20 protein-coding genes and 2 pseudogenes are annotated in these 25,714 nt (G+C 63.5%); 11 read left to right on the plus strand and 11 right to left on the minus strand.

Annotation, left to right across the window (positions count from 1 at the left end):
- Positions 1-9: 9 nt before the first annotated feature.
- On the minus strand, positions 10-1,167 hold the full coding sequence (locus SB822_RS49055; RefSeq protein ID WP_007738175.1) for an MFS transporter: 1,158 nt from the start codon (positions 1,165-1,167) through the stop codon (positions 10-12).
- 216 nt (positions 1,168-1,383) lie between these two features.
- Complete coding sequence (locus SB822_RS49060) at positions 1,384-2,238, minus strand: crotonase/enoyl-CoA hydratase family protein (protein ID WP_410858149.1); 855 nt, start codon at positions 2,236-2,238, stop codon at positions 1,384-1,386.
- A gap of 271 nt (positions 2,239-2,509) precedes the next feature.
- On the opposite strand from SB822_RS49060, the gene SB822_RS49065 reads away from it, so the two are divergent.
- Positions 2,510-3,070 carry a plasmid fertility inhibition factor family protein gene (locus tag SB822_RS49065; RefSeq protein ID WP_410858150.1) on the plus strand — a complete coding sequence of 187 codons (561 nt, stop codon included), beginning with the start codon at positions 2,510-2,512 and terminating at the stop codon, positions 3,068-3,070.
- An 81-nt stretch (positions 3,071-3,151) separates the two neighbouring features.
- Here SB822_RS49065 and SB822_RS49070 read toward each other — a convergent pair whose 3' ends face one another.
- Complete coding sequence (locus SB822_RS49070) at positions 3,152-4,159, minus strand: 2-hydroxyacid dehydrogenase (protein WP_410858151.1); 1,008 nt, start codon at positions 4,157-4,159, stop codon at positions 3,152-3,154.
- 63 nt (positions 4,160-4,222) lie between these two features.
- Positions 4,223-5,212, minus strand: coding sequence for a LysR family transcriptional regulator (locus tag SB822_RS49075; protein WP_410858152.1), 990 nt, complete (start codon positions 5,210-5,212; stop codon positions 4,223-4,225).
- An 841-nt stretch (positions 5,213-6,053) separates the two neighbouring features.
- Between SB822_RS49075 and SB822_RS49080 the strand changes: the two are divergent.
- Together SB822_RS49080 and SB822_RS49085 are read left to right on the plus strand one after the other, a co-directional pair.
- Positions 6,054-6,681, plus strand: a pseudogene (locus SB822_RS49080) (bifunctional aspartate transaminase/aspartate 4-decarboxylase); the annotation flags it as partial.
- Positions 6,682-6,839: 158 nt separating this feature from the next.
- Complete coding sequence (locus SB822_RS49085; RefSeq protein ID WP_410858153.1) at positions 6,840-8,063, plus strand: pyridoxal-phosphate-dependent aminotransferase family protein; 1,224 nt, start codon at positions 6,840-6,842, stop codon at positions 8,061-8,063.
- 436 nt (positions 8,064-8,499) lie between these two features.
- On the opposite strand, the gene SB822_RS49090 is transcribed toward SB822_RS49085, so the two are convergent.
- Positions 8,500-9,711, minus strand: coding sequence for an MFS transporter (locus SB822_RS49090; RefSeq protein WP_007738195.1), 1,212 nt, complete (start codon positions 9,709-9,711; stop codon positions 8,500-8,502).
- Positions 9,712-10,109: 398 nt separating this feature from the next.
- Here SB822_RS49090 and xdhA point away from each other — a divergent pair, with 398 nt between their 5' ends.
- Genes xdhA through xdhC form a run of 3 tightly spaced genes read left to right on the plus strand, consistent with a single transcriptional unit; the run spans position 10,110 to position 14,625 of the window.
- Positions 10,110-11,627, plus strand: coding sequence for a xanthine dehydrogenase small subunit (xdhA, locus tag SB822_RS49095; protein ID WP_410858154.1), 1,518 nt, complete (start codon positions 10,110-10,112; stop codon positions 11,625-11,627).
- Between the two features lie 30 nt (positions 11,628-11,657).
- Positions 11,658-14,012: a xanthine dehydrogenase molybdopterin binding subunit gene (gene xdhB, locus SB822_RS49100; protein WP_410858155.1), complete on the plus strand. Its 2,355-nt coding sequence runs from the start codon at positions 11,658-11,660 to the stop codon at positions 14,010-14,012.
- Between the two features lie 22 nt (positions 14,013-14,034).
- On the plus strand, positions 14,035-14,625 hold the full coding sequence (xdhC, locus tag SB822_RS49105) for a xanthine dehydrogenase accessory protein XdhC (protein WP_410858156.1): 591 nt from the start codon (positions 14,035-14,037) through the stop codon (positions 14,623-14,625).
- Between the two features lies 1 nt (position 14,626).
- Here xdhC and SB822_RS49110 read toward each other — a convergent pair whose 3' ends face one another.
- The 3 genes from SB822_RS49110 to SB822_RS49120 all read right to left on the minus strand — a co-directional run bounded on the left by SB822_RS49110 (position 14,627) and on the right by SB822_RS49120 (position 18,325).
- Positions 14,627-15,655 (minus strand): LysR substrate-binding domain-containing protein, encoded by a 1,029-nt coding sequence (locus SB822_RS49110; protein ID WP_086909542.1) that lies wholly within the window; start codon positions 15,653-15,655, stop codon positions 14,627-14,629.
- A gap of 279 nt (positions 15,656-15,934) precedes the next feature.
- On the minus strand, positions 15,935-16,579 hold the full coding sequence (locus SB822_RS49115; RefSeq protein ID WP_007586181.1) for a 2-hydroxychromene-2-carboxylate isomerase: 645 nt from the start codon (positions 16,577-16,579) through the stop codon (positions 15,935-15,937).
- Between the two features lie 168 nt (positions 16,580-16,747).
- Positions 16,748-18,325 carry a TAXI family TRAP transporter solute-binding subunit gene (locus SB822_RS49120; RefSeq protein WP_410858157.1) on the minus strand — a complete coding sequence of 526 codons (1,578 nt, stop codon included), beginning with the start codon at positions 18,323-18,325 and terminating at the stop codon, positions 16,748-16,750.
- On the opposite strand from SB822_RS49120, the gene SB822_RS49125 reads away from it, so the two are divergent.
- From SB822_RS49125 to SB822_RS49140, 4 genes and pseudogenes are all read left to right on the plus strand, one after another.
- Positions 18,324-18,482 carry a hypothetical protein gene (locus tag SB822_RS49125; protein WP_165778941.1) on the plus strand — a complete coding sequence of 53 codons (159 nt, stop codon included), beginning with the start codon at positions 18,324-18,326 and terminating at the stop codon, positions 18,480-18,482. The two genes, SB822_RS49120 and SB822_RS49125, sit on opposite strands and share 2 nt — an antisense overlap.
- A gap of 390 nt (positions 18,483-18,872) precedes the next feature.
- Positions 18,873-19,229: a BON domain-containing protein gene (locus SB822_RS49130; protein ID WP_410858158.1), complete on the plus strand. Its 357-nt coding sequence runs from the start codon at positions 18,873-18,875 to the stop codon at positions 19,227-19,229.
- A 408-nt stretch (positions 19,230-19,637) separates the two neighbouring features.
- Positions 19,638-19,991: pseudogene (locus tag SB822_RS49135) on the plus strand (3-hydroxybutyrate oligomer hydrolase family protein); the annotation flags it as partial.
- Between the two features lie 221 nt (positions 19,992-20,212).
- Entirely contained in the window at positions 20,213-20,467 is a 255-nt protein-coding gene (locus SB822_RS49140; protein WP_007589174.1) for a hypothetical protein, read from the plus strand.
- Positions 20,468-20,513: 46 nt separating this feature from the next.
- On the opposite strand, the gene SB822_RS49145 is transcribed toward SB822_RS49140, so the two are convergent.
- Positions 20,514-21,302: a sulfite exporter TauE/SafE family protein gene (locus SB822_RS49145; RefSeq protein WP_410858159.1), complete on the minus strand. Its 789-nt coding sequence runs from the start codon at positions 21,300-21,302 to the stop codon at positions 20,514-20,516.
- Positions 21,303-21,600: 298 nt separating this feature from the next.
- On the opposite strand from SB822_RS49145, the gene rarD reads away from it, so the two are divergent.
- The gene (rarD, locus tag SB822_RS49150; protein ID WP_007589170.1) at positions 21,601-22,476 is read left to right on the plus strand and encodes an EamA family transporter RarD; all 876 of its coding nucleotides are present in this window, start codon (positions 21,601-21,603) and stop codon (positions 22,474-22,476) included.
- Positions 22,477-22,514: 38 nt separating this feature from the next.
- Here rarD and SB822_RS49155 read toward each other — a convergent pair whose 3' ends face one another.
- Positions 22,515-23,153, minus strand: a complete 639-nt coding sequence (locus tag SB822_RS49155; protein WP_410858160.1) for a LysE family translocator — start codon at positions 23,151-23,153, stop codon at positions 22,515-22,517.
- Between the two features lie 1,392 nt (positions 23,154-24,545).
- Positions 24,546-25,526: an MBL fold metallo-hydrolase gene (locus SB822_RS49160; protein ID WP_410858161.1), complete on the minus strand. Its 981-nt coding sequence runs from the start codon at positions 25,524-25,526 to the stop codon at positions 24,546-24,548.
- Between the last annotated feature and the right edge of the window lie 188 nt (positions 25,527-25,714).

Below are 25,714 nucleotides of genomic sequence, written 5' to 3' on the forward strand. Positions count from 1 at the left end.
GAAGTCGGCTCAGCCCGCCACGGGCAAGCGCCGGTCGAGCGACACCGACCACCACGTCAGCGCGACGGCGCCTGCTGCCGTCGCGACGCCGACCCACGGCAACGACGTGAGCGGCGCGCCTGCGCCGATTGCCATGCCGCCGAGCCACGCGCCCGTCGCGTTGCCGAGGTTGAAGGCGCCTTGATTCAGCGTCGAAGCCAGGTTCGGCGCGCTGCTCGCGCGATCGACGATCAGCATCTGCAGCGGCGGCACGATCGCGAACGCGAGCACGCCCCACAGGAAAATCGTCAGCATCGCGGGGATTTCGCTGTGCATCGTCATCGCGAAGACGGACAGGATCGCGACGATCGCCAGCAGGAACGACAGCAGCGACTGCACCGGGCGCCAGTCGGCGAGCTTGCCGCCAATCGTGCTGCCGACCGTCAACCCGAGGCCGAACAGCAGCAGCACCATCGTCACTGCATGCGGCGTGAAGCCCGTCACGTCTTCGAGAATCGGCGTGATGTAGGTGAAGGTCGAGAACAGGCTCGCCGACGCCAGCACGCTCGTGCCGAGCACCATCAGCACCTGCGGGTTTTTCAGCACGGTGAATTCGTGGACGAGGCTCGCCTTCTGCATTTCAATTTTCGACGGCAGGCACACTGCGAGCGCGATGGCCGCGATCACGCCGATGCCTGTCACGGCCCAGAACGTCGCGCGCCAGCCGACCGCCTGGCCGAGCGCCGTGCCGAGGGGCACGCCGAGCACGTTGGCGAGCGTGAGGCCCGTGAACATCAGCGCGATGGCCTGCGCGCGGCGGTTCGGCGCCACGAGGCCAGCCGCGACGACCGAGCCGATGCCGAAGAACGCGCCGTGGCAGAACGCGGTGACGATGCGTGCGGCCATCAGCACCGCGTAGCCCGGCGCGATTGCACACAGCAGATTGCCGAGAATGAAGATGCCGATCAGGCTCATCAGCGCTTTCTTGCGCGGCATGTTGGCGACCGCGATCGCAACGATCGGTGCGCCGATGGTCACGCCCAGCGCATACGCCGACACGAGCATGCCCGCCGCCGGAATCGACACGCTCAGATCGCGCGCGACGTCGGGCAGCAACCCCATGATGACGAACTCGGTGGTACCGATTCCGAACGCGGCAACGGCTAGTGCAAGCAGGGGCAAAGGCATGATGGGACTTTCACGGGAGGGTCGCGGCGGCGGACGGGAGGGCCGTTCGCGTTGCCGTCGCGCGTATTCGGGACGAGTGCGCGTGCGCCGGCAAAGGGTAAATCAGTAGGGGATTGTACCTAAGCCAATTCGGCTGTGCGGTCTGCTTCGCGCACTGTTGTATTTCGTCGATTGCGGCGCGAATCCGGCGCGATTTCGCTGCGAGAACCCCTTATTTCAAGGGGCTTTTTCCTCTAGCGCGCCGCCGTGACGGCCCGCGCCCGCGGTGAACGCGGCCGCTCCTGCAACGCCTTGCGAGAACACGGCCGCGTAGCCGCCCGCACCTTCGCGGCGCAGCGCATCGGGCAGATCGTCGAGCGGCGAGTTTTCATGGACGGAGCGGCGGTCCGCCAACAGCGCCGCCTGCGGGAGCGCGGCCAGTTCGGCGGCGAGCTGCTCGGCGGCGGCGCGCGCGGCGCCCTTCGGCACGACGCGGTTGGCAAGGCCGAACGCGAGCGCTTCGTCGGCCGTGACGGCACGGCCCGTCAGGATCAGATCGAGCGCGCGCGACTGGCCGATCAGACGCGGCAGCCGGATCGTGCCGCCATCGATCAGCGGAATGCCCACACGCCGGCAGAACACGCCCAGTACGGCATCCGCTTCGACCACACGCAGATCGCACATCGCCGCGAGTTCCAGGCCGCCCGCCACCGCATGGCCCGCGATCGCCGCGATCACGGGCTTGGTGAACATCATGCGCGTCGGTCCCATTGGACCGGGGCCGCTGCCGTCGGCGTGCAATTCGTTGCGCCGTTCGTCGTCTTGTAAAGCAGTGAGGTCCGCGCCGGCGCAGAAGGTGCCGCCCGCGCCCGTCAGCACGGCGGCGCGCCACGCGTCGTTCGCCTCGAAGCGGCGGAACGCGGCGGCGAGCGCTTCGGCCGTCGGACGGTCGACGGCATTGCGGCGCGCGGGGCGGTCGATGACGATCGTTGCGACGGCATCGACCGGGAGCGCGACTTGCTGTTTCTGTGCAGTTGGGTTTTTTTGTGTAGTTTCGATTCGCACGAATTCGCCGAACTGTTCGCTAGCCATCGTTCTCTCCGTTTCGGGCCGCATTGCAAGACCTAGACTGGATGAAGAGCATTGAAAAAACCGGTTGCGCGTGCGGCGACACCCTAAAGAACCGCGCAAAACGACCGCTAAAGCAGTAGCAAAAGCCTGCGCGACGATGCGCGGCGCACGGGCGGCGATGCAGCGCGAATCGCTTGCCGCCAAGTCACGTGGTTTTAACAATCGACTCGTAGCTTAGGCGAATTTTGAACAGCCAGGGCGCACGCACGCACCGGCGCATGGAGTACGCCCGATGTCCACACTGATGCAACTACCGACTCCGTCTCCCGCGGCAGCGCCGTCGTCCGGCAGCGAGCCTGTCTGGATCGTGCCGCTTCAGGAGCATCCGCCGTACGGTCACGTACGCCTGAAGCGCGTCTTCACAACGGACGGCACGCGCCATCAGGTCGTGCTCGTCGATGCGCGCAAGCTCATTGCGTGCGCCGATCGCGACGACACCGACTACGTGCTGCCTCCCGTGCAGGAATGGCACCCCGGGAAGCTGCGCGGCATCCGCGAGTTTCTCGATCCGTCGAACGCGCGCATTCCGCAGATGCCCTACGTGACGATCTCGACGCGCCGCGCGCCGGGGCTGCTCGGCTGGCTCCGGCTGGAACATGAAGGCGTAGTTGCATTCCGCAACGGGCAGCATCGCGCGCGCTACATGATGGCGGCGGGCGCCGTGTGGTTTCCGGTGGAAGTGCACGAGCGCGAGGCCGCGCTCTTGCGCCAATACTGCGGCGCGTCCGACGACGCGCGCACGGCATTGCGGCCCACCTCGGCCAACAATGTGGCTGGCGCGCCGCGCGCCTGAGCGGAGCGCGCTCGCCGTCATCGACGGCTGACGGGCGAAGCGTCGATGCGCTTCGCGGCCGCGCCGCATTCAGGCGAGTATTCAGCCGTTCGCCGGCGGCGCCTCGACGACATTGCGCGGCGTGCCGTCGCGCCACGCTTCGACATTGCCTAACGTCGTCTGCGCGATTTCCGTCATCGCCTCGCGGGTAAAAAAAGCCTGGTGCGCGGTGACGATCACGTTGGGGAACATCAACAGACGCGCGAGCACGTCGTCCTGTAGCGGCAGATTCGAGTGGTCCTCGAAAAAGATCCCGCCTTCCTCCTCGTACACGTCGAGCCCGAGATGCCCCAGCTGGCCGCTCTTGAGCGCGCCGACCAGCGCGTTGCTTTCGACCAGCCCGCCGCGTCCCGTATTGATCAGCATCGCGCCGCGCTTCATCTTCGCGAGTGCGTGGCGATCGATCATGTGATACGTCGACGGCAACAGCGGACAATGCAGGCTCACGATGTCCGAGTCCGCGAGCAGCGTGTCGAGCGGCACGTAGCGCCCGCCGAGCGCCATCAGTTCGGTGGCGGGCGGGCCGGGATCGTGTGCGAGCACCTGCATGCCGAAGCCCGCCATGATGCGTGCGAAGCAGCGGCCGATGATGCCCGTGCCGATCACGCCGACCGTCTTGCCGTGCAGGTCGAAACCGAGCAGCCCGTTAAGCGAGAAGTCGCCTTCGCGAGTGCGGGCCACGGCGCGCGCGAGCTTGCGGTTCAGCGCCAGGATCATCCCGACCGCGTGCTCGGCGACCGCGTGCGGCGAATAGGCGGGCACGCGCACGACGCTGATACCGAGCCGCTGCGCCGCCGCGAGATCCACATGATTGAAGCCCGCCGAGCGCAGTGCGATGAGCCGCGTGCCGCCCGCATGCAGGCGTTCGAGCGTGGCGGCGTCGACCAGGTCGTTGACGAACGGGCACACGACGTCGAAACCCTCGCCAAGGATGGCCGTGTCCGCTTCGAGATGCGACTCCTGGAAGTGCAACTCGTAGCGGTACGCGGCATTCGCCTCGGTGAACGTCTCGATATCGTACTGGCGGCTGCTGAACAGAATCATGCGCATGGTCACTGGCCTCCTGATGGACGCCCGTGGGGCGTCATCGATGCGTGAGCAACCGTGCGCAACTCACGAAGCGTGCTGCGCGGCGGGATGCAGGTCGTGCGCGATGATCGCATGCGCGTGCGCGGACAGTGCTGACGCTGGACAACTCGCATGCTCGAGCGTGTAGTCGACGAACGCGCGCGTTTTCGCGGGCAGATGACGGCGGCGCGGATAGACGAGCGACACCTTGGCCTGCGATTCGTCGACGGTGTAGTCCTGCATGATGCGCTTTAGCGCGCCCGTTGCGAAGTCGTCGGCGACAAGCGGCTCGGGCAGCACCGCGACGCCCATTCCGGCAATCGCCGCGAGACGCACCAGCAGCGGGCTGTTGACCATATACGACGGATCGAGCGTGACGGGCTGCGCGTCGCCGTCGCTTTCGATGAAATGCCAGACGGTCGGGCCGCGTTGCTCGGAAGGCGTCGCGATGCACGAATGGAGCGCCAGATGATTGGGATGGTGCGGCTCCTCGCGCGCAGCCAGATAAGACGGCGCGGCGCATGGCACGAGGCGTTGCGTCGCGAACGACAGCTCGACGCTGTCGGTATCCGCCGACGCGCCCGCTGGCGTCGGGCCCGCGATGAAGAGGCCGACGTCATAGCCGTCTTCGATCAGATGCGGCAGGCGCTCGGCGAGCGTGAGGCGGATGCGCACCTTCGGAAAACGCCGGCGGTAACCGTCGAGCAGTTGCGTGAGCGCCTGCGGCGACAGTGCGCCCGTTGCGACGACGCGCAGCGTGCCGCCCGGCTCGCGTTCGGTGCCCGCGACCGAGCCTTCCAGATGGTCGAGCTCCTCGAGCAGTCCGCGGCAGCCTTCCAGATAGTGCGTTCCCGCCTCGGTCAGCGAAAGGTTGCGCGTCGTGCGGTGGATAAGGCGCGCATGCAGGTGCGCTTCGAGTGTGGCGATCGAGCGCGTCACGAGCGCGTTCGATACTTTCAGCTGCTGGGCCGCGCGCCTGAAGCTCTGTGTTTCGGCGACCCGGACAAAGACCCGCATGGCGTAGATCTGATTCATGGTGGCGCCCTCGTCAAGCGCGGTGCTGCCGCGCGTCGTTAACCCGGCTATGGCGTGCGGCAGCGTTCTGCGTCGGCCTTTGCGGGTGTCATACCTTCAGATTACAGACAATCTGAGGGTTCGGAATTTTCCAGATCCGCTCCAAAAATAATATTGATAGTTGCTGGTAATTACAATATCTATAAAAACGACAACGCTATCTCGCAATTATAAAAATGCTGGCGTTTTTGTCATATGGCGGAATCTGCCTATACGTTTTCCGTGTGCTTCAAATGCGGGCAAAAAAGCCATCAGGCTGCCAGAAGGCGTGTTCCGGGTTGTTCGACAACTTTGCGAGGATCTCTGTCAACAGAAGTAGTGCAAGCTGCTTCAAGGCTTCCCGCCGATCGCGCCGTCTCGTCTGACGTAAATCCGTCAGCGCGGCGCATCACATCCGCTTCGAATATGGCCGGTTAATTCCGGCGGAGATTCGCGCGCTTCAATTAAACGCGACAAAATGCCGTGCGGATTATCGCGGTCTAGTTTCTTAAGAAGATTCATACAACGACCCGTCTTGCCGGGAAATCCGAACATGGTCGCCGAATTGCTTAAGTCTCAGCTGGAGATTGCGCTGTTCGCGATTTTCCCGAGCAGCGGGCCACCCGTCCTGGTCGGCGGACGACGCGAGGCCCTGGTTGCCGCTGCGCCGTCGCTTGGCGACGAAGTCGTGTCGGGCCACCACTTCTCGACGGCGCTCGCCGACAGGGTCCACATCGTGCTCACGCGCAAGGACGCGCACGGCGCAACGATCCTCCAACTGAGCGAGCGCGCGGACCCGGAGCAGGGGCGCGGCATCCGACGTGCTGCGCGGCGGGATATGAAGAAGGTTTTGCACAAACGCTACGAGTCGATCACGACGGAGCCGGATAAGCTGAAGTTCATCGACCGGCTGGTCGCCGACAGCCGCACAGTCGCGCTGAATCGCACGGCGGGTCTGTCGACACCGCAACAGGTGCAGATGGTGCTCTCCTCGCTGTTCTCGCTGATGGATACGCCCGATGCCTACAAGGACGCGCTGAACTGAAGCGCCTGATCCGCAGCCTTAAGCGCGCGCTCTATGAAGAGATTGGCATTTCGTTCGACGAGACGGACGCGAACCAGGTCGACTACTACTCGATCATCGACATGGAGTACTTCGGCGAGCGTGCGTATGGCCGCGAGTTCGTCGACTGGCTGCTCAAGCACACCGAGGCATCGCAGCTGCTGTCCCGTCTGGCGACCGATGCGCGCGTCGTGCCATTGCCGGGCATGGGAGGCCTCGGCACCAAGCACCCTTCAGGGCGGTATCGCTCGCGAATTTCAACGAGTCCGACTACCGCATGATCGGACGTGCGATCCGCAAGTTCACCGACGAGTACGTCGAGGGTTACAAAAAGGAGACAGGCAAGAAGGAGACAGGCAAGAGCATTCAACGCAAGGAGGTCAAGTGACAATCCGGCAGGCAAAGACCGGGATGCATCTCTTGCGCAATCGGACATATGGGTGAATGATCGAAAGACGGCCCGCCGCCCGCAGGTGCTGCTGCGCGCGGCGGGCCGTTTTCCTTTTCCTTTTCCTGTTCCTGTCAATCGTTCCATGCGTTCCGATCATGACCATTACAACGTCCAACGTCGTTCCCTGTCCTGAAGTCGAATCGCTCGACGCGATTCTTCCCGAAGAGCCACTCCTGATGATGGGCGCCGGTCCTGTGCCGATTCCCGCCGCCGTCGCGAAGGCCAATGCGATCGTCATCAACCATCTGGGCAACACGATGGCCAAGGTGGTCGGACAGGTGAAGACGATGGCGCGCTACGTGTTCCAGACGAACTCGAAATGGGTGCTGGGCGTGGCGGGGCCGGGCTCGGCGGCGATGGAAATGGCGATCTCCAACCTCGCCTGGCAGGGCACGCGGGTGCTGAGCATCAAGAACGGCTTTTTCAGCGCGCGGATGGCGGAGATGGGTCGGCGCGTCGGCGCCGATGTCTCGCTGCTGGAAGTTGGCGACCGTGCGGTCGCGACGCTCGAGCAGGTCGAGGAAGCGATCCGGCGCACGCGCCCGGAGATCGTGACGATCGTGCAGGGCGAGACGTCCAACACCGTCTGGAATTACCACCTGAAGGATATTGCGGCGCTGGCGAAGAAGGCGGGTGCGCTGGTTGTTGTCGATGCCGTCTGCACGCTGTCGACGATGCCGCTTGAAATGGACGCGTGGGGTATCGACGCTGTGATCACGGGTGGGCAGAAGGGGTTGTCGTCGATTCCGGGTGTTTCTCTGATCGCGTTTTCGGATGCGGCGTGGGAGCGGGTGAAGGGGCGGCCGCATGCTAGTGCGCATTGGTGTCTCGATGCGTCGCTGGCGGAGAATTTCTGGCACAACGCGGGGTATCACTACACGGCACCTGTGTCGGGCGTGCTTGCGTTGCACGAGGCATTGCGGCTTGTTTGCGCGGAGACGCTGGAGAAGCGTTTTGCCCGGCATTTGAAGTGCTCGCTTGCGTTGCAGGCGGGGATCAGTGCGATGGGTCTGGCCTTATATGCGCCGCCTGAGTGCCGGTTGAATTCTGTTGTTGGGATCGAGGTGCCCGTCGGGCAGAAGGCCGGGCTGACGCCGGCGGATATTTGCGCGCATATCTCGCGGTTTCATCAGGTCGAGATTTCGGGCTCGTTTGGGTTGCCTATTGTGCGGATCGGGCAGATGGGCGAGCAGGCTCGCGCTCATAATCTTTTTCGTACGCTGCATGCGTTTGGGCGGACTATGGTGGAGCTTGGCGTTGGGGTTGATTTGCCGGCTGGCGTGGCGGCGCTTGAGCGGGCGCTGGCTGGGAGGGATTGAGGGGCTTTTTTGTCTGCGACGCTGGGGTGGTGTTTTTGCTTTTTGCTGGCATCCGCGCTACGGTGTTTGATGTCCACGCGTCCCCCCGCACAGGGGCGACGCTTGAAGCACGAAGGCATAAGCGGATGTCAGCGCAAAGGCTAGAACAACCAAACCAACCGCGCCACGAAGACAAAACGCGGATGCCACCGCAAAGGCCAGATCAACCAAGCCGCCCGCGCCACGAAGGCAAAACGCGGATGCCGGCGCACAGGCTAGAACAACCAAACCGGCCGCGCCACAAAGGCAAAACGCGGATGCCAGCGCACAGACTAGAACAACCAAACCGGCCGCGCCACGAAGACAAAACGCGGATGCCAGCGGCAAAACCATAAACAGCCCAACCGCTACGGCACCGAACGCACAAACCTAGACGCCCCCGCTGCAAGCGCCAACATCAAGCCGCCGCAGGCGCATTCGGGGTCCGCGCATTGCGCAAATAAAGCATAGTAGACAGCGCAACAGCCGCCGCCGCAGCAACAGCAGCGAACAGGAACACTGACCCATATCCAAACTCACCAGCAATAAACCCGGCCAGCGGCCCAGTAATCCCCAACGACAGATCGAGAAAGACCGAATAAGCCGACAACGCCGCGCCCCGGCTAGCGGGCGGCACAAGCCCAACCGCCTCGACGCCGAGCGCCGGAAACACCAAGGCAAACCCGAACCCGGTCAACGCAGCGCCCGCAAGCGCAACATGCGGCTCAGGCGCGAGCCACAGCAACAACAGCCCAACGCACTCAAAAGAAAACGAAGCAATCGCGACGCGAAAACCGCCATACGTCTTGATCGTATTAGCAAACAGCAACCGCGCACCGATAAACAGCGTGCCAAACACGGTCAACGACAACGCCGCGTTAGGCCAATGATTCGCCGCATAAAACAGCGTGATGAACGTCGCGATAGACCCAAACCCAGCCGACCCAAGCGCAAGCCCAATCCCGTGCGGCAGCACACGGGTAAACACACTGCGATACGACATCCGCTCGCCATGCACAACGGGTACAGCCGCAATCAGGCGCGCCAGATAGAACCCCAGCGCCGCAAGCACAATCACCACAACCCCAAGCGCAAAAAACCCCACGCTATGCGCAATCGCGACGCCCAGCGGCGCCCCAATCGCGAGCGCGCCATACGTCGCGATGCCGTTCCACGAGATCACGCGCGCATTGTTCGTCGTGCCGACCCGCCCGATGCCCCACAGGATCGCGCCCGTGCCGCACAGGCTTTCGCCGAAGCCCAGCACGAGCCGGCTTAGCACCAGCAGACTCAGACTCAGCGTCGGCCACCGGCCAAGCAGCACGGCCAGCAGCAACAGCACGCCGCTCACGCCGCAGCCGATCAGACCAATCGTCACCGTCTTCTTCGGCCCGAGCGTATCCGCCGAACGTCCGGCGAGCGGACGCGAAGCAAGCGTCGCGAAGTACTGCACGCTGATCGCCAGACCCGCGATCACCGCGCTGTAGCCAAGGTCGTCGTGGACGTAACCCGGCAGCACCGCGAGCGGAATGCCGATCGTCAGGTAACAAAGAAAGGTGAAAAAAACGACCGGAATGATCTGCAAAGTGGTCGCAAATTCGCTGCGCGGTGTAGCGGAGTCGGCGGACATGGGGAAAACGAGACTTGAATTTGGCGGGAAGCCGTGATTTTCCCATGGAACCGATTCACTTGCAGGGTTTGCTTAATAATTTTCTGGTCTGAACAACGGGCTTAAACGGATATTTGACGGTTTTCCTTCAATTTTTCTGACGTTCAGACACTCTTTCCGACAACACAGGTTCAGCATTCTGTGTCCGATTAAAGCTATATTTGATAAAAATACAACTAAACAGACATTTACATATAAGCCAAACCGTCCGCGCCCGTCTCAATTTATCGCTCCAGCTATATGTCCTCCATGCGATCGGACCTATGGGTTGTGAATATTGATGATGCTACTTTTCGAACCATCAGCCGCACCGTCCGCACGCCCCACGTGGACGCGAACAACCGAAACGAGCACGAGACATGAGCCAGCCGATCCGCTTCTACCATCGCAACGCGATCCGTGAGATCACCGACGCACCCGTCACCCGCACCGTCCTTCAATACCTGCGCGAAGACGCGCGCTGCACGGGCACCAAGGAAGGCTGCGCGGAAGGCGACTGCGGCGCGTGCACCGTCGTGATCGGCGAGCGCAACGACGCGGGCGGCGTCAGCTTCAAGACGGTCAACGCGTGCATCCAGTTCCTGCCGACGCTCGACGGCAAGGCGCTCTTCACCGTCGAAGACCTGCGCCAGCCAGACGGCAGCCTGCATCCCGTGCAGGAGGCGATGGTCGAGTGTCACGGCTCGCAGTGCGGGTTCTGCACGCCGGGTTTCGTGATGTCGATGTGGTCGATGTACGAGAAGCACGGCCACGAGCATTCGTGCGCGAACAAGACCGTGCCGAACCGCGCCGATATCGCCAATGCGCTGACGGGAAACCTGTGCCGCTGCACCGGCTATCGCCCGATCATCGAAGCGGCCGAGCGCATGTTCGAGTTGCCCGCGCCGAAAGCACCCGTCGACGTCAAGGCGCTCGCCGACAAGCTAGCAACGCTCGAACGCGGCGAAACCTTCCACTACGAACGCAACGGCCAGCAGTTCGACGCGCCGCGCACCGTCGCCGCGCTCGCGAAGATCAAGGCCGACGCACCCACAACGCGCATTCTTGCCGGCAGCACTGACATCGGCCTGTGGGTCACGAAGATGATGCGGGACCTCGGCCATATCGTGTACGTCGGCCAGATCGCGGAAATGCAGAAGATCAACGTGACGGACGATTGGATCGAGATCGGCGCGGGCGTCACGGTCGAAAGCGCGTACGCCGAACTGGCGAAGCAATACCCCGAACTCACCGAGATGTGGCAGCGCTTCGCGTCGCTGCCGATCCGCAACGCGGGCACGATCGGCGGCAATGTCGCGAACGGTTCGCCCATTGGCGACTCGATGCCGGGACTGATCGCGCTCGGCGCGCGCGTGGTGCTGCGCGGCGGCGAGATCGAACGCGAACTGGCGCTCGAAGACCTGTATCTGGCGTATCAGAAGAAGGATATGGCCGAACACGAGTTCGTCGTCGGCCTGAAGGTGCCCGCGCGCAACGAGGCACGCAAGCACTTCCAGTTCCGCACGTACAAGATTTCGAAGCGCTTCGACTCGGATATTTCCGCCGTGTGCGCCGCGTTCTCGTTCATCGCCGATGGCGAGACGATCCGCGAGCCGCGCATCGCGTTTGGCGGCATGGCCGCGACGCCGAAGCGCGCGGCGCATGCGGAAGCCGCGCTCGCCGACAACGAGTGGCACGAAGCAACCGCGCAGATCGCAATGCTCGCGCTCGCGAAGGACTATCAGCCGCTCAGCGACATGCGCGCGACCAGCGACTATCGCCTCGAAGCCGCAACGAACACGCTGTACCGCTTCTGGCTTGAGACGCGCCCGAACAATCCGCTGCAAAAGAGTGCACTCGATGTGCGCGCGGTACTGGCAGCAGGCGCTGCGGCCTGACGGACAAAAAGGAAACGGAGAACCAACAGAATGAACCAGCAAGCCGAACCGTTCCTGAAGGACGCGAAAGAACTCGCCGATTTCACGCAAGTCCACGTGTCGCGTCCGCATGAATCCGCGCATCTGCACGTGAGCGGCCGCGCGACCTACACCGACGACATCCCCGAACTCGCCGGCACGCTGCACGCGGCGCTCGGCACGTCGCCGAAAGCGCACGCGAAAATCCTGTCGATGTCGTTCGATAAAGTGCGCGCGACGCCCGGCGTCGTCGCCGTGTTCACGGCGGGCGATATTCCCGGCCATAACGACTGCGCGCCGATCGTCAAGGGCGACGATCCGATCCTCGCCGACGGCATCGTCCAGTATGTCGGGCAGCCGATGTTCATCGTCGTTGCGACGTCGCACGATGCGGCACGGCTCGGCGCACGTCGCGCGGACATCGAGTTCGAGGAACTGCCCGCCGTGCTGACGGCGCAGCAGGCGCGCGCCGCGAACCAGAGCGTGATTCCGCCGATGAAGCTTGCGCGCGGCGATGCCGCATCGAAACTGCAACGCGCAGTGCATCGTGAAGCGGGCGAAATGCTGCTCGGCGGCCAGGAGCAGTTCTATCTGGAAGGGCAGATTTCCTACGCGGTGCCGAAGGACGACGACGGCATGCTCGTGTATTGCTCGACCCAGCACCCGACCGAAATGCAGCATCTCGTCTCGCATATGCTCGGCGTTCATTCGCACAATGTGATGGTCGAGTGCCGGCGCATGGGCGGCGGCTTCGGTGGCAAGGAATCGCAATCGAGCATGTTCGCATGCTGCGCGTCGCTCGCGGCGTGGAAGCTGTTGTGTCCGGTGAAGCTGCGCCCGGACCGCGACGACGACATGATGATCACGGGCAAGCGCCACGATTTCCACTACACGTATGACGTCGGCTACGACGACGAAGGGTTGATCGAAGGCGTGTCCGTCGACATGACTTCGCGCTGCGGCTTCTCCGCCGACCTGTCCGGCCCCGTGATGACGCGCGCCGTGTGCCACTTCGATAACGCGTACTTCCTGTCCGACGTCGCCATCGACGGTTTCTGCGGCAAGACGAACACGCAGTCGAATACGGCATTTCGCGGTTTCGGCGGTCCGCAGGGCGCGTTCGCGATCGAGTACATCATGGACGACGTGGCGCGCTCGCTCGGCAAGGATTCGCTCGACGTGCGCCGCCGCAACCTGTACGGCAAGACCGAACGCAACCAGACGCCGTATGGGCAGATCGTCGAAGACAACGTGATTCACGAACTGATCGACGAACTCGAAGCAACCAGCGATTACCGTCGGCGCCGTGCCGAGATTCTCGAATTCAACCGCAACAACGAAGTGCTGAAGAAGGGGCTCGCGCTCACGCCTTGCAAGTTCGGCATCGCGTTCAATGTGACGCACTTCAACCAGGCGGGCGCGCTCGTTCATATCTATACCGATGGCTCGGTGCTCGTGAATCACGGCGGCACGGAGATGGGTCAGGGCTTGAACACGAAGGTCGCGCAGGTCGTCGCGCATGAGCTTGGCGTGAACTTCAGCCGCGTGCGCGTGACGGCGACGGATACGTCGAAGGTGGCGAATACATCGGCGACGGCGGCATCGACGGGTTCGGACCTGAACGGCAAGGCCGCACAGGATGCCGCGCGCCAGTTGCGCGAGCGTCTTGCCACATTCGCCGCCGGGAAGTTCGGCGCGGGCGAGGTGACGTCGGCGCAGGTGCGTTTCGCGGGCGATTGCGTGCTGGTTGGTGACGCCATCGTGCCGTTCGAGGAAGTGATCGCGAAGGCGTATCTCGCGCGCGTGCAGTTGTGGTCCGATGGCTTCTACGCGACGCCGAAGCTCTACTGGGATCAGGCGAAGCTGCAAGGCCGGCCGTTCTTCTATTACTCGTATGGCGCGGCTGTGTCGGAAGTCGTGATCGATACGCTGACGGGCGAAATGCGCGTGCTGCGTGCCGATGCGTTGCATGACGTTGGCGCGTCGCTGAATCCTGCTATCGATGTCGGCCAGGTCGAAGGCGGCTTCATTCAGGGCATGGGTTGGCTGACGACGGAAGAGTTGTGGTGGAACGCGGGCGGCAAGCTGATGACGCACGCGCCGTCCACCTACAAGATCCCGACCGTCAACGACACACCGCCCGATTTTCGCGTGCGGCTCTTCAAGAACCGCAATGTGGAGGACAGCGTCCACCGTTCGAAGGCGACGGGCGAGCCGCCGTTGTTGCTGCCGTTCTCGGTGTTCTTCGCAATCCGCGATGCCGTTGCTGCTGTTGGCGATTACAAGGTGAATCCGCCGCTGAACGCGCCCGCGACCGGCGAGGAAATCCTCAAGGCTGTCCGTGCTGTTCGCGCTGCTGGACACTAAACTTCAGAAGAGGGCGTTCGCCATGATGCACGTTCCGACTTTCGCGCAGATACCGGTTCAGGTTGGCCGGCGCAGTGGCCACGCGACGCAGCTGCCGCCGCCGATGCACATCGTGCTGTTCGGCGCGGGCCATGTCGGGCATGCGCTCGTCGCGCTGCTTGGCCGCCTGCCGTGTGTCGTGCAATGGGTGGACGAACGCGACGAACTGTTCCCCGACGAAGTGCCCGCGAACGTGCAGATCGAAGCGACGGACACGCCCGATGCTGTCGTCGACGAAGCGCCTGCTGGCGCGTTCTTTCTCGTGATGACGCACAACCACGCGCTCGATTTCGCGCTTACCGAGCGCATCATGCGGCGGCGCGATTTTGCGTACTTCGGGATGATTGGCTCGAAGACGAAGCGCGTGAAGTTCGAGCGGCGTTTGCTCGATCGCGGTGTCGATCCGCAGCGGCTGTTCGAGATGACGTGCCCGATTGGCGTGCCGGGTATCGTCGACAAGGCGCCGATGTCGATTGCGGTGGCGGTGTGTGCGGAACTGTTGCAGGTGAGGTCGCAGCAAGTTTCGCTGGCAGATTTTGCGTCGGTTCAGGAAGCGGATTGCGTCGACGCGTGATTTACTGACCGGTTCCTCCAACGGGCGCAGCGGGCAAACTCGCGGCGTCCGTTTTTTTCTCCCCCTTAAGTTCCTTCGCCGCTCCCCGCGCACGCCTTGCCTTCTTCGCCACCAGCATCTCCGACACCTGCGCCATCAAGCTGCGCAACCATTCAATATCGCTAGGCCGGTCCGGCTGCGGATGCCACATCTGATAGCACTTGATGCGCGGAAACGGAATCGGCACATCGACGACAGCCAGCGGCAGCATCTCCGCGTAATGCAGCGCGAAGCGGCGCGTCGTCGTGAAGATGAGATCCGATTGCAGCAACACTTGCGGCACGAGCCCGAAGTACGGAAGTGTCGCGACGATGCGCCTCGCCGCATGCGCGCGCGCGAAGCCCGTATCGATCGCACCGCCGCGCGCGCCGCTGTAATGCGCGGGCGCGAGATGCGGCGCGGCGAGATAGGCGTCGCGCGTGAGCGGCGCTTTCGCAAGCGGATGATCGGCACGCATCATGCACACGACGGTATCGGAGAACAGATCGCTGCGCTCGAAGCGCGCGTCGGGCTTCGGCCAGTTGCCGATCACCAGATCGAGCTCGCCCGCATCGAGCGCGGACGCATGATCGAGCAGCGGCCCGAGCGACTCGATCTCGAGCCGCGCATGCGGCGCCGCCTCGCGGAATTGCGCGATCACGGTCGGCATGAAGAAGTCGTTCAGATAGTCGGGCGCGGCGATGCGGAACGTGCGGCGCGAGCGCTCCGGCTCGAAGTCGCCATGCGGCGTCGCGACGAAATCGACATCGCGCAATACCTTCTGCACCGACGCGAGCAGCGATTCGCCGTATTCCGTCGGCACCATGCCCGACTTGCCGCGCACGAGAATCGGATCGTTCAGCGTCTCGCGCAGCTTGCGCAGCGCGGTGCTGATAGCCGGCTGCGTCTGGTTCAGCCGTAACGCGGTCTGTGTGACGCTGCGCTCGACGAGCAGCGTGCGCAGCACGCGCACGAGCCAGATATCGAGTGATGCGGCGTTGTCGTCGTCCATGAATCGGCGGGGCGGGAGGCCCGTTGAAGGCTTTCGAATGCTTGTGTCGAACGGTGCATTGCGATGCAGCGGCGTGCTTGTGCCCGACGCCTCGCCGCATGCGCGCGCGAAGCTATAACCTTAGGCCGTTTTGCCCTGCGCGGGCCATAGCGCATGCCCTATGACGGGCATCACGGCCGGCGATCCGCCCACTTGCTGGGCGCGACGCTACATCACACCATGAACGGCGGCGAACCCGCCGCGTGCCCGTCGCCGATTTGCGGACGACGGCATGCGCGCTCAGGCCTTCACCAGCGCCGATGGCAGCGACGTGATCCGCTTCACTTCCTTCGAATCAAGCCAGTTCGGCGTACGGGCGCAATAGAGCACCATGGGCAGCGCGTCTTCGCCCCAGAACAACTGCTTGTTCAGCCAGAACGTCGGCACGCCGAACACGCCGATCGCGATGGCGTCGGTACTCTGGCGCATCAGCTGCGCGCGCGTCGCCTCGCGCTCGATCAGCTCCTGGCCATTCGGCACGTTCAGCTTTTCGCACAGCGCGGCGAAGCCATCGGCGCTCGACGGGTCGCGTCCGTCCCGCCAGATGAAGCGGAAAATTTCTCGCACCGTTTGCAGGTCCGAGCCGAGCGCAATGGACAACAGCATGGGCTTGGTCGAATCAAATGGATGCGCGGGCGGCATGCGGAACGGAATACCCAGTTGCTCCGCGCGAAAAAGCGCATACCGGTACGTGAAAATGCGTTTCGCGGGCACGTCGTAGGCGATTCGCTGGCCCCAGTGGCGATATAGATCGTTCAGCAACACGGGCGTCAGCACGAACGGCAGCCCAGGCCATTTGTCGTGCTGTTCGAGCAGCAGATACGAGAACGGTGAGACAAAGTCGTAAAACCACAGTGGCTGCGTGGCGTCGATGCCATCGGTCATGATGTCTCCCGGTTGCCGGAGTCGGCGGGCCGTCGGCGATGCAGCGCTCCGGCCCGTTCTGATTGTTTCGATCTTACGCGGAGCAAGCCGGGTGCGCACCATTGACAAAATGGCGTTGCCCCGGCCAGCGTTGCTGCGGCGCGGGTTCGGCGTACGCGCCAACGGCGGTCATGAGGTGTGGGCAGGACGGTCGCCGCCGGGCCTGGCGTCGCTATCGTGGCTTTGGTGGCTGTCGGGATTGTCGTGATGTTCTTGCGCCGCGTGGCTCTCGTGCATTGCCGAACGGGCTTCGGCGCGGCCGACGGCGGGGGGGCCTTCATCTGCCGCAGCACGCTTGTCAGCCGCACCTGCCGCGTCCGATGCTTCGCGCGCCGCCGCCGCGTCAGAATCGCGCGTGAGGCGCGCACGCACGAAGCCGATATGCTCGCGCAGCACATAGAACTGATCCGCATACGCAAGCGGCATCTTCAGACCGTTGACCGATTCCTCGATCTTGTCGAGCCGCACGATGAGTGCCTCGCGCTCGGCCGCCGATGTTTCGTTGAGCGCCTCGCGCTCGATCGCGATCAGCGCGCCGTACCAGCGGTAGATGCGCGACTTCACGCGCCACGCATACAGCGACGGCACGAGCCGCAGCCCCGGAATCAGCACGACGATGATCGGCACGAGCACGACCAGCAGCCGGTCCGCGAGGCTCGCCAGCCAGAACGGCAGCACGCGGTACAGGAAGCTCTTGCCCGACTTGTAGTAGCGGGCGGCGTCCTCGCTGATCGGGAAGTCCTGTGCGAGCGGCGCGGGGAATTCGCCCGCCCGCTGCAACGCCGTCGCCTTGCCGTGCACTTCGTGCGCCGCGTCGATCAGCAGATCGGACAACGCGGGATGCAGCGAATCGCGCGCGACCAGTTCGGCCGTCGGCGCGATCATGTGCAACGTGGTCGACGGCAGGTTTTTGCCGAGATCGAACGATCCCATCGGCATCTCGATCTGCGTCAGATACGGGAAGCGCTTCGCGTAGGCGGGGGCCTGAGTGAAGTCGTAGAACTGCACGCCCGCCGTGCGATACAGCTTGCCCATCACGGGCGGCTGCGCGGAGTCGCCCGTCAGGATCGCCGCGTCGATTTTGCCTTCCGTCAGCGCTTTGGCAGCGTCGTCACCGGACAGCGGCAGCAGCTTCGTCGGGCCGTCGGGCGTGATGCCATTTGCCTTCAGGAGCTGCAGCGCGAGCTCGCGCGTGCCGCTGCCTTCGGCGCCGATCGCGATGCGCTTGCCCTTGAACTCGGACAGCAGCGTGATCATCGGCCCGCGATAGAAGATCGCCACGGGCACATACGAGACGCTGCCGAGCGACATCAGATCGTCAGTTGTTTTCGACGGCGCGATGCCGTCCTGTACGAAGCCGACGTCGATGTCCGCGTGCGGGTCGGTCAGCCGGCGGTAGTTGTCGAGCGAGCCTTCCGTCTCCAGCACGTTGAGCGTGATGCGGTTGCGCGCGAGGATTTCCTTGTACTTCTGCGCGGCGACCCAGAAGGTGCTGCCCTTGGGGCCGGCTGCAATCGTCAGCGTGTTGGGCGGGGCGGGTTGGATCAGCCGCACGGCGACGTAGATCGCAATTGCGCTGATTATCAGGATGGGGCCGAACGATACAGCGAGATCGCGCCACGAGATCGCCACGAAGCGGGCGACGAGGCGGGGCGGTGGCTTGCGGTCAGAGGGGCGTTCCGGGCGACGTCCGTCGGAAGGCTTCATGGAAATGATTGTGCGGTCGGATGAATTCGCGCCGATGGTACAGGAGATTGATGCTGCGGCGGCGCGTGCGGCGGGCTCGCGGGGTCGTAAACGCGTAACAAAAAGTGACCTGGAAAGATGGGATGCAGCTTTCGGCGCACACACGGCGGGCCGTTGAAGCACGCCCGGCACGGCCGTTTCGTTTTGCACTGGACGGGAACAGGCTGCAACAGGAACCGTGCAGGACGCGCGATATCCTTTGCAGAACTTGCGCGGCTAGATTACATTGGCAACGCTGCCGCGCATCGACGTTGGCGCAGCGCGACCCGGCGAGACTGACGAGACCAGGGCACGCTGCCAACTGCGCGGCGCACGGCCGGTGTCATGCACCGCTGCGCGCTGGATCGCGCCGGCCGTCATCCTTTCCAATGCCTCTCTCGCAGACCGTGTCAACGCTCCTGGCTCGCCATGCCTCGTCGCGCCTTCGCGCGCGCGTGCAGTCGGGCCTCTCGTAGTCGTAACCAAGCCGCAGTCAAACGCGGTCCAAACCAAGCAAAAAGGAGAAGGTATGAAATCGGTCGATTTTCTGAAGGCACTGGGTGGTGTTGTCGCAATGGTTGTCGCATGCCACACGTATGCCCAGGCAAGCGACTCCACGTCCACCGGCACGACAGCAACTGCACCCGCCGCCAATTCGAAGGCCGCCAAGTCGGAAAACCGCGCGCTGGGCAAGAGGGTCCGCTCGGCCCTCGCGAAGGCGCAAGGCCTCGACGTGTCGAACATCAACGTTCGCGCCCGTGGCGGCGCAGTCACGCTGACGGGCACGGCCCCCGACAACAACCAGATCCAGCAGGCTGGCGAAGTCGCGAAGGGCGTGGCTGGCGTGACGTCGGTGTCGAACAAGATCAACGTCCAGCAGCAATAAGCGGCTAGGGCCGCGCCGGCGCAGGCCGGACCATGATCCGGCTCGCGGGCAGCGGCCAGCCGGTCACCTGACGAACGGCACACTGCAATGTTGCGGCATGCTTACCGGTCAGAATGACAAGCGGGCTCCCGTTTCCAACGGGAGCCCGTTTCGTTTTGGGCGGCGCTTCGTTGCGCGCGCATCCAGCGCGGGTGTCAAGGCGTGCGCGGCAATACGCAAGCGAAGGCAGCCTTGGCTCTACGAAACGGGACCACCCGCGTAGCGTCTCTTTGCGTGGACATCGCACGTGCAGACGCGGCGAGCCTCGCGTGGCGGGCGTTTTCGGCTGTTTTAGGGTAAGTGCGGCGGGCGTCGCCTGCCTATGAATGTCTCTGGATCACGACGACGCGGGTGTTGACCACGCATGCCCATGCGTCGCGCGCGTATCTGGCGATGAACAGCATCACGGAAGGCTCGAAGAGCCAGCTCGCGTTCTATGAAGTGCTGAACGGCCAGCACTTCGACGCGTTCCTGAGCGTGTCCGGCTTCGATACGCGCTTCATCCCGGTGCATTACTACAACATCCAGGCGCTGAACCTGATGTGGAATCACCTGAAGGGCGGCGCGGCGCTGCCGCCGTCGCAGGTGATCCGAACGGTGCCGCGCGGCGGCACGGCAGGCGCCGCGCCCGCGCTGACGACAGCCAACCTCCCCGCGATTTCGGCGAGTCCGGGTTCGGACGCGATTCAGGTGGGAGCGGGCGCGGTGAACGTGCCGAAGTGATGTGATAGAGGAAGCGGCTCGCCATCCATTGCACCAGAAACGGCGGGTCGCGTGACATGCGCGTGACAGGAATCGGGGCGTATCGCGCAAGCTGGGAACCGACTGTGCGCTAGCCGTCGCCCAAACGCGACGGACGTTCGTTCTTGTGCGCCGTGACACACTATTTACCCGTCGGGTGCAGTACTGTGAAGTTATCGACGATGCTTCACGGAGCGACGGCCATGGACACGATCCGCTTCACCTACACCGACCTTCCCATCGGCGAGCGCGCGGCGTTCGAGCTGGTGTGCGCGCGGCACGGCTTCGCGCCCGCGCATTTCGACATCAGCGCGAGCGATGATCCCGACGACGCGTCGCATCGCTCGCGTCTTCTGACGATCCGGCGCGGCGGCTGGGCGCAGTCGTATCACGAGGACACGGCTGGCCACTGGGTCCGGCAGTTCGAAACCGACCTGAACTGCCGCTTCTTCAAGTGATGCAGGTGATCCGCCACGCGCGGCGGGCGTACGGGCCCGCTCGCCGTCAGGACAGGACGAGTCGCGCGCCGACGAGCGTCAGCGTCGCGGCGAGGAGATTGCGCAACAACTTTTCGGGGGCTTTCGACGACAGAAAGCTGCCGATCACGATGCCCGGCAGCGAGCCGACCAGCAGCGACAGCAGCATCGACCAGTCGATCGAACCGAGCAGCCAGTGCCCCGCGCCCGCGAGCAGCGTGAGCGGCACGGCGTGCGCGATATCGGAGCCGACGATGCGCATGGTCGGCAGCATCGGATAGAGCAGCAGCAGCACGGTGACGCCGATCGCGCCCGCGCCGACCGAGGTCAACGACACCAGCACGCCGAGGATCGCGCCCGTGAGCATCGTCAGCCCGAGCGTGCTGCCCTGACCCGTCGCGCGCTTGCGCGAAGCCGCGAGCTTCGTCAACTGCGGCCGGAATATCAGCGCGATCGCGGTGATCAGCAGCGCCACGCCGAGCACGAGAGAGATCAGATGTCCGCCGCGCGTCGAGGTCATCCCGTAGCGGTGCAGCAGGATCAGCGTGATGGTGGCGGCGGGCACGCTGCCCGCGGCAAGGCGCAAGGTCACCTGCCAGTCGATCGAACCCTTCACCCCATGCACGAGCGTGCCCGTCGCCTTGGTCGCGGCGGCGTACAGCAGGTCCGTGCCAACGGCCGTCGCCGGATGGACGTTGAACAGCAGCACGAGGATCGGCGTCATCAGCGAGCCGCCGCCTACGCCCGTCAGTCCGACCAGAAAGCCGACGAACAGACCCGACGCGGAAAACAGGAGATCGATATGGGGAAGTGCCATTGCGCGGACCGCGGACGGTCGTAAAGGGTTGCGGGCGAGCTTGCCGGTAGCCGTGCGTCTTGCTGCCTTTCAGATGATCCCATCGGGCGTTCATGCTGGCTGGCGGCGCGGCGAAAGACCGCTATTGTCGCAAAACCGGCGCTATCGCGTACGAACCCGGGCGGATGCTGTGTATCAGGCTGTCCCGACAGACGGCTTACAATAAGCGATTCGGGCGCCGAGGCTTTGCCGAATGGCACGTCAGCGCGCCGCTTCTGCCTCTGCTGTCCCGTGCCTTCCCATCCGCAGATCGATAAAAATGAATCCCGGCGTCGCCTACGCATTGCTCGCGTTCACCTTGTGGGGACTGTTCCCCGTCTACTTCAAGTCGCTGCATCAGATTTCGCCTGTCGAGATGCTGGCGCACCGGATGGTGTGGTCGATGCTGTTTCTCTTCATCGTGCTCACTGTGCGGCAGCAGTGGCGGTGGCTTGCGCCTGTGCTGCGCGATCGCCGGCTGCTGGTTCGTTTCGCCGCGAGCGCGCTGTTGCTGTCGACGAACTGGGGCATCTATATCTGGGCCGTCAACGCGGGGCATATCGTCGAGGCGAGTCTCGGCTATTTCATCAATCCGCTGATCAACGTGCTGTTTGGCCTTGCGTTTCTCGGCGAGCGGCTGCGGCGCGTGCAGTGGCTTTCCGTCGCGGTAGCGGCGTGCGGCGTGCTGTACCTGACGTGGGAAAACGGCCATCCGCCGTGGATCAGCCTTGCGCTCGCGTTCAGCTTCGCGGGCTATGGCCTGCTGCGCAAGACGGCGCAGTTGGGCGCGCTCGAAGGGCTGACGCTGGAAACGGTGCTGCTCTTTCCCGTCGCTGTGCTTTACCTGTTTTTTGCGTCGTCGCATGGCGAGAGCGGGTTCGGCGCGGCGTCATTCGGCGTGAAGGTGCTGCTTGCGCTGGCCGGGCCGATCACGGCCGTGCCGCTTTTGCTGTTCGCGGCGGGCGCGCGGCGCATTCCGCTGTCGATGCTCGGTCTGATCCAGTATGTGACGCCGTCGCTGCAGCTGATCATTGGCGTGCTGATCTACCGCGAGCCGTTCGGGCAGGCGCAGCTGATCGGCTATGGCGCGATCTGGATTGCGCTCGCGCTGTATTCGCTTGATGGGTTGTGGCGGGCGCGGTTTGCGCGGGCGTGAGGGCGGACCGCCCGCGCGTGAATTGCCTCTTATAGCGGTCAGATTGCGCGCTTGACCTCGATGATGCCGAACACGGCCAGTGCCAGCCCCGCGATGCGGTCGATGATCACGCGCAGCTTGTGGCCGATCGCATGCCGCGCGAGCGACACGGCCGTCACCAGGAAGCACCACCACGCGATCGATCCGCAGAACACGCCGAGCACGGTCGTGAACGCGACACTCGATGAAAACGGTCCGCGCGGCGCGAGCGTCGTGAAGAGGGCGGCGAACATGATGACCGTTTGCGGATTGGTCAGAGTGAGCAGCAGGGCGCTTGCAAACGCCTTCACTGCGCCTGAGTGACCGATGTTCGCGAGCTTGCCTTCGCCGTTGTTGCCGTTGTCGGCGGGGACTTTTTGTAGCATCGTGCGGATGCCGAGATAGAGCAGGAATAGTCCTGCGATGATGTGGAGCGGCTTGTCGTAGGCCAGCATGAAATGCGATACGCTCACCAGGCCTAGCGCGGCAATCAGGCCGTAGATGGCGTCGCCGCCGGCTATGCCCAGGCCGATTGCGAGCCCCGCACGGGGGCCGTCCGTGAGCGTCCGGCGGATGCAGAGCATGCCCATGGGGCCGACTGGTGCGGCTACTGCGAGGCCTACGCCTGCGGTGGTGAGGAAGAGTGATGCGCTGAACATTTTTGCTCCTATGGTTTTTGTCTGCGACGCTTTTGGCTTTGGGTTTTTGGGGCTTTGCGCTGGCATCCGCGGTTTGCCTTCGTGCTTCAGGCGTTGCCCCCTGTGCGTTTGGCTTTTCGCTGGCATCCGCGAATTGCCTTCGTGCTTCAACCGTTGCCTGTGCGGTGTGACACTACTCCATACGGATCAACGACTTAGCCGCGTATACGGTGCAGTCCTGTGCAGCGTCGCGGGAAAATTGTAGCTGTGTCGGAAGGCAACGAATCTGTGTCATGTAGCGAACGATCGAATCTGCGCTACATCACATGGCGTCGCCCTGCGTTCCGGGCACGCCGGATGCTCGAACGAATGAGCATGGCAGCGGGTGCTGGCGGCTCTAACTCCTCGCCGCCAGCACCGCCTTGAACGGGCCAGACGCAGTATCGGGACGCCTGGCCTATTTTCGTGGGCGTCGCTGTAATCAACCGTCCGCCCCAACCCTCAATCGATGCCGTACTGGTGCATTTACCAGTGGCGTACGTAAGTGTGTCGCCCATAATTTGGCTATTCACCCACGTTAGGCGAACTGACCTCATCCTGGTTAGCATCAGGTGGCACTACCACCCGATGCTACGCTCGACCAACCAGCCCGAGTGGAAGCGACCAAATGCATCGCACTTATCTTTACAAAAGCTGCATGGTCCGGGTCACAGTCGAGCCGCATGCTGAGCCCTCTCCCCATGGACTGTTGATAAGAGAGGCGGGATTTACGAGCCTCGTGGAGATATTTGACGGGAGCATGGCGGGCAGGATCTCGCCGCTTCGAGTTACAGACGCGGACGGCGGACGGTTTGGCACGGAGGCAGACGCCCTCATGCACGGGTTCAGCGCCGGGCAACGTATAGTGGATGACTCGCTGCGCGGCACGGCGTAGTCATCCGGTCAATTGCTAATCATCTCTCGGGTTCTGACTGGCCCTCGTAGTCAGAATCCATTGGCCGACGCTGTATCAGGACGTCGGCTTTTTTTAGGCTTCTTTCTCGTCGCTCCTTTTGACGGGCGCATGTAGCGGCTGCGTCGTATCGGTTCCGGCTCGCTGCAACGCGGCGTCGATACGCTCAAGCTCGGGCCGGAAAACAAGTTCCCACTTTCGCCTTCGGCGCTGCATACGCGTTTGCACGGTGCGTTGCCATACAACGCGCGGCTTGCCCGACACCGCCGCCGAACTTCCCTAGCTGACCCGTATGAGCCGCTCAGTCAAAGTTGGCGAGCGTCGGCTCCCGGGCCGACGCGCGACAATCCGGGATGACACTGAAACTTTCCGCCCGGCGACCTTTGTGGCCGTTCGGAACATTTTGAAGCAGAGGGATCAACGCGTGTCAGTCAAGACTGCCTAACCCCTATGCCAGCTCGCTAGATTGCGAAGATTTTCCCCACCGCTACCGGGACGACCACGTTTTCCCCAAACGCCCCGACAAGCGCGTTGACAGCGCGCCAGCCCGTGCAGTGGCCGGGCGCGATCAGCTTGAGGCCGAACTCGCCCAAGTCGCGCACCGATTCGGCGATGATCTTCTCGTTCACGCCTGCGAGGTGAAAGCCGCCCGCGACGGCGTAGAGGGGCACCGAGGGAAAGCACGTCTGCGCGTGCTTCAGGACATTGACCACACCCGCATGCGAGCACGCCGTAAAGACGACGATCCCTTTGTCCTTCACATGTGCGGCGACGAATCGCTCGTCCATGATCAGCGGATCGGGTTCCCAGGACTTTCCGTCTTCACTCCGTCGCATATGTCCGGGAAAGCCCTTCTCGTAGGGCGTGACGCGCGGGATCTCGCCACTCACGAAGAACATGTCGTCCAGGAACGTCTGGGGTTCCACCGTAGTAATCACGGCGGCGCCGCGCGCGGACAGTTCGTCTGCCGACGGGATGTCGTGGATGGGCAACAGTTCGCCGCCCGGCAGCGGTAGTGCGCGCTTGCGGAACATGCCGGGGTGCAGGTAGCAAGCAACCGGCCGACCGCCGTTGCCCTTCTGGATGAGATCGAATGCCATCGGCAGGCCGCCCGCATGATCCCAGTGGCCGTGCGACAGGACGACAGCTTCAATGGCGCCGAAATCGATGCCGAGGCGGGTGCCGTTGTACTCGATCGCAAACTCCACGGGTCCGCCATCAAACAGCATCGTGTGTTGCGTACCGCCTCGATAAGCGGTGATGACGTGCGCCAGGCCATGGTTGGCGCAGCATTGACACGACCCTGCCAATTCCCGCATTCCTGCGCGCATCAACGCAGGCCATTCGAGCGTCACGTTTGACGGGGCAGTGGAAAGGCTATCGGTGACATTGTCGACGAGGACTTGGACTTCGATCCGGTCAACCGCGTTCAAGATCTGCATCGCGATCCCCCTTCGGCACACGAAGCCCGGATTCAAGGCACTCATGCAGTGCACAAGGCCTAAAGGAATAAAAAAGTATAGCCATTTCCTGAAGCCTCGGCGCTCGCTCTTTAAGGCAACACTGATCAAGCCCGGTAAACACGCCTGAGTTGCGACCAGGACATGTGTAAACTTCCGAGATCGGTCAC

Origin of the sequence: Paraburkholderia sp. SIMBA_054, assembly GCF_046534875.1 — a bacterium.
GTDB lineage: Bacteria > Pseudomonadota > Gammaproteobacteria > Burkholderiales > Burkholderiaceae > Paraburkholderia > Paraburkholderia hospita.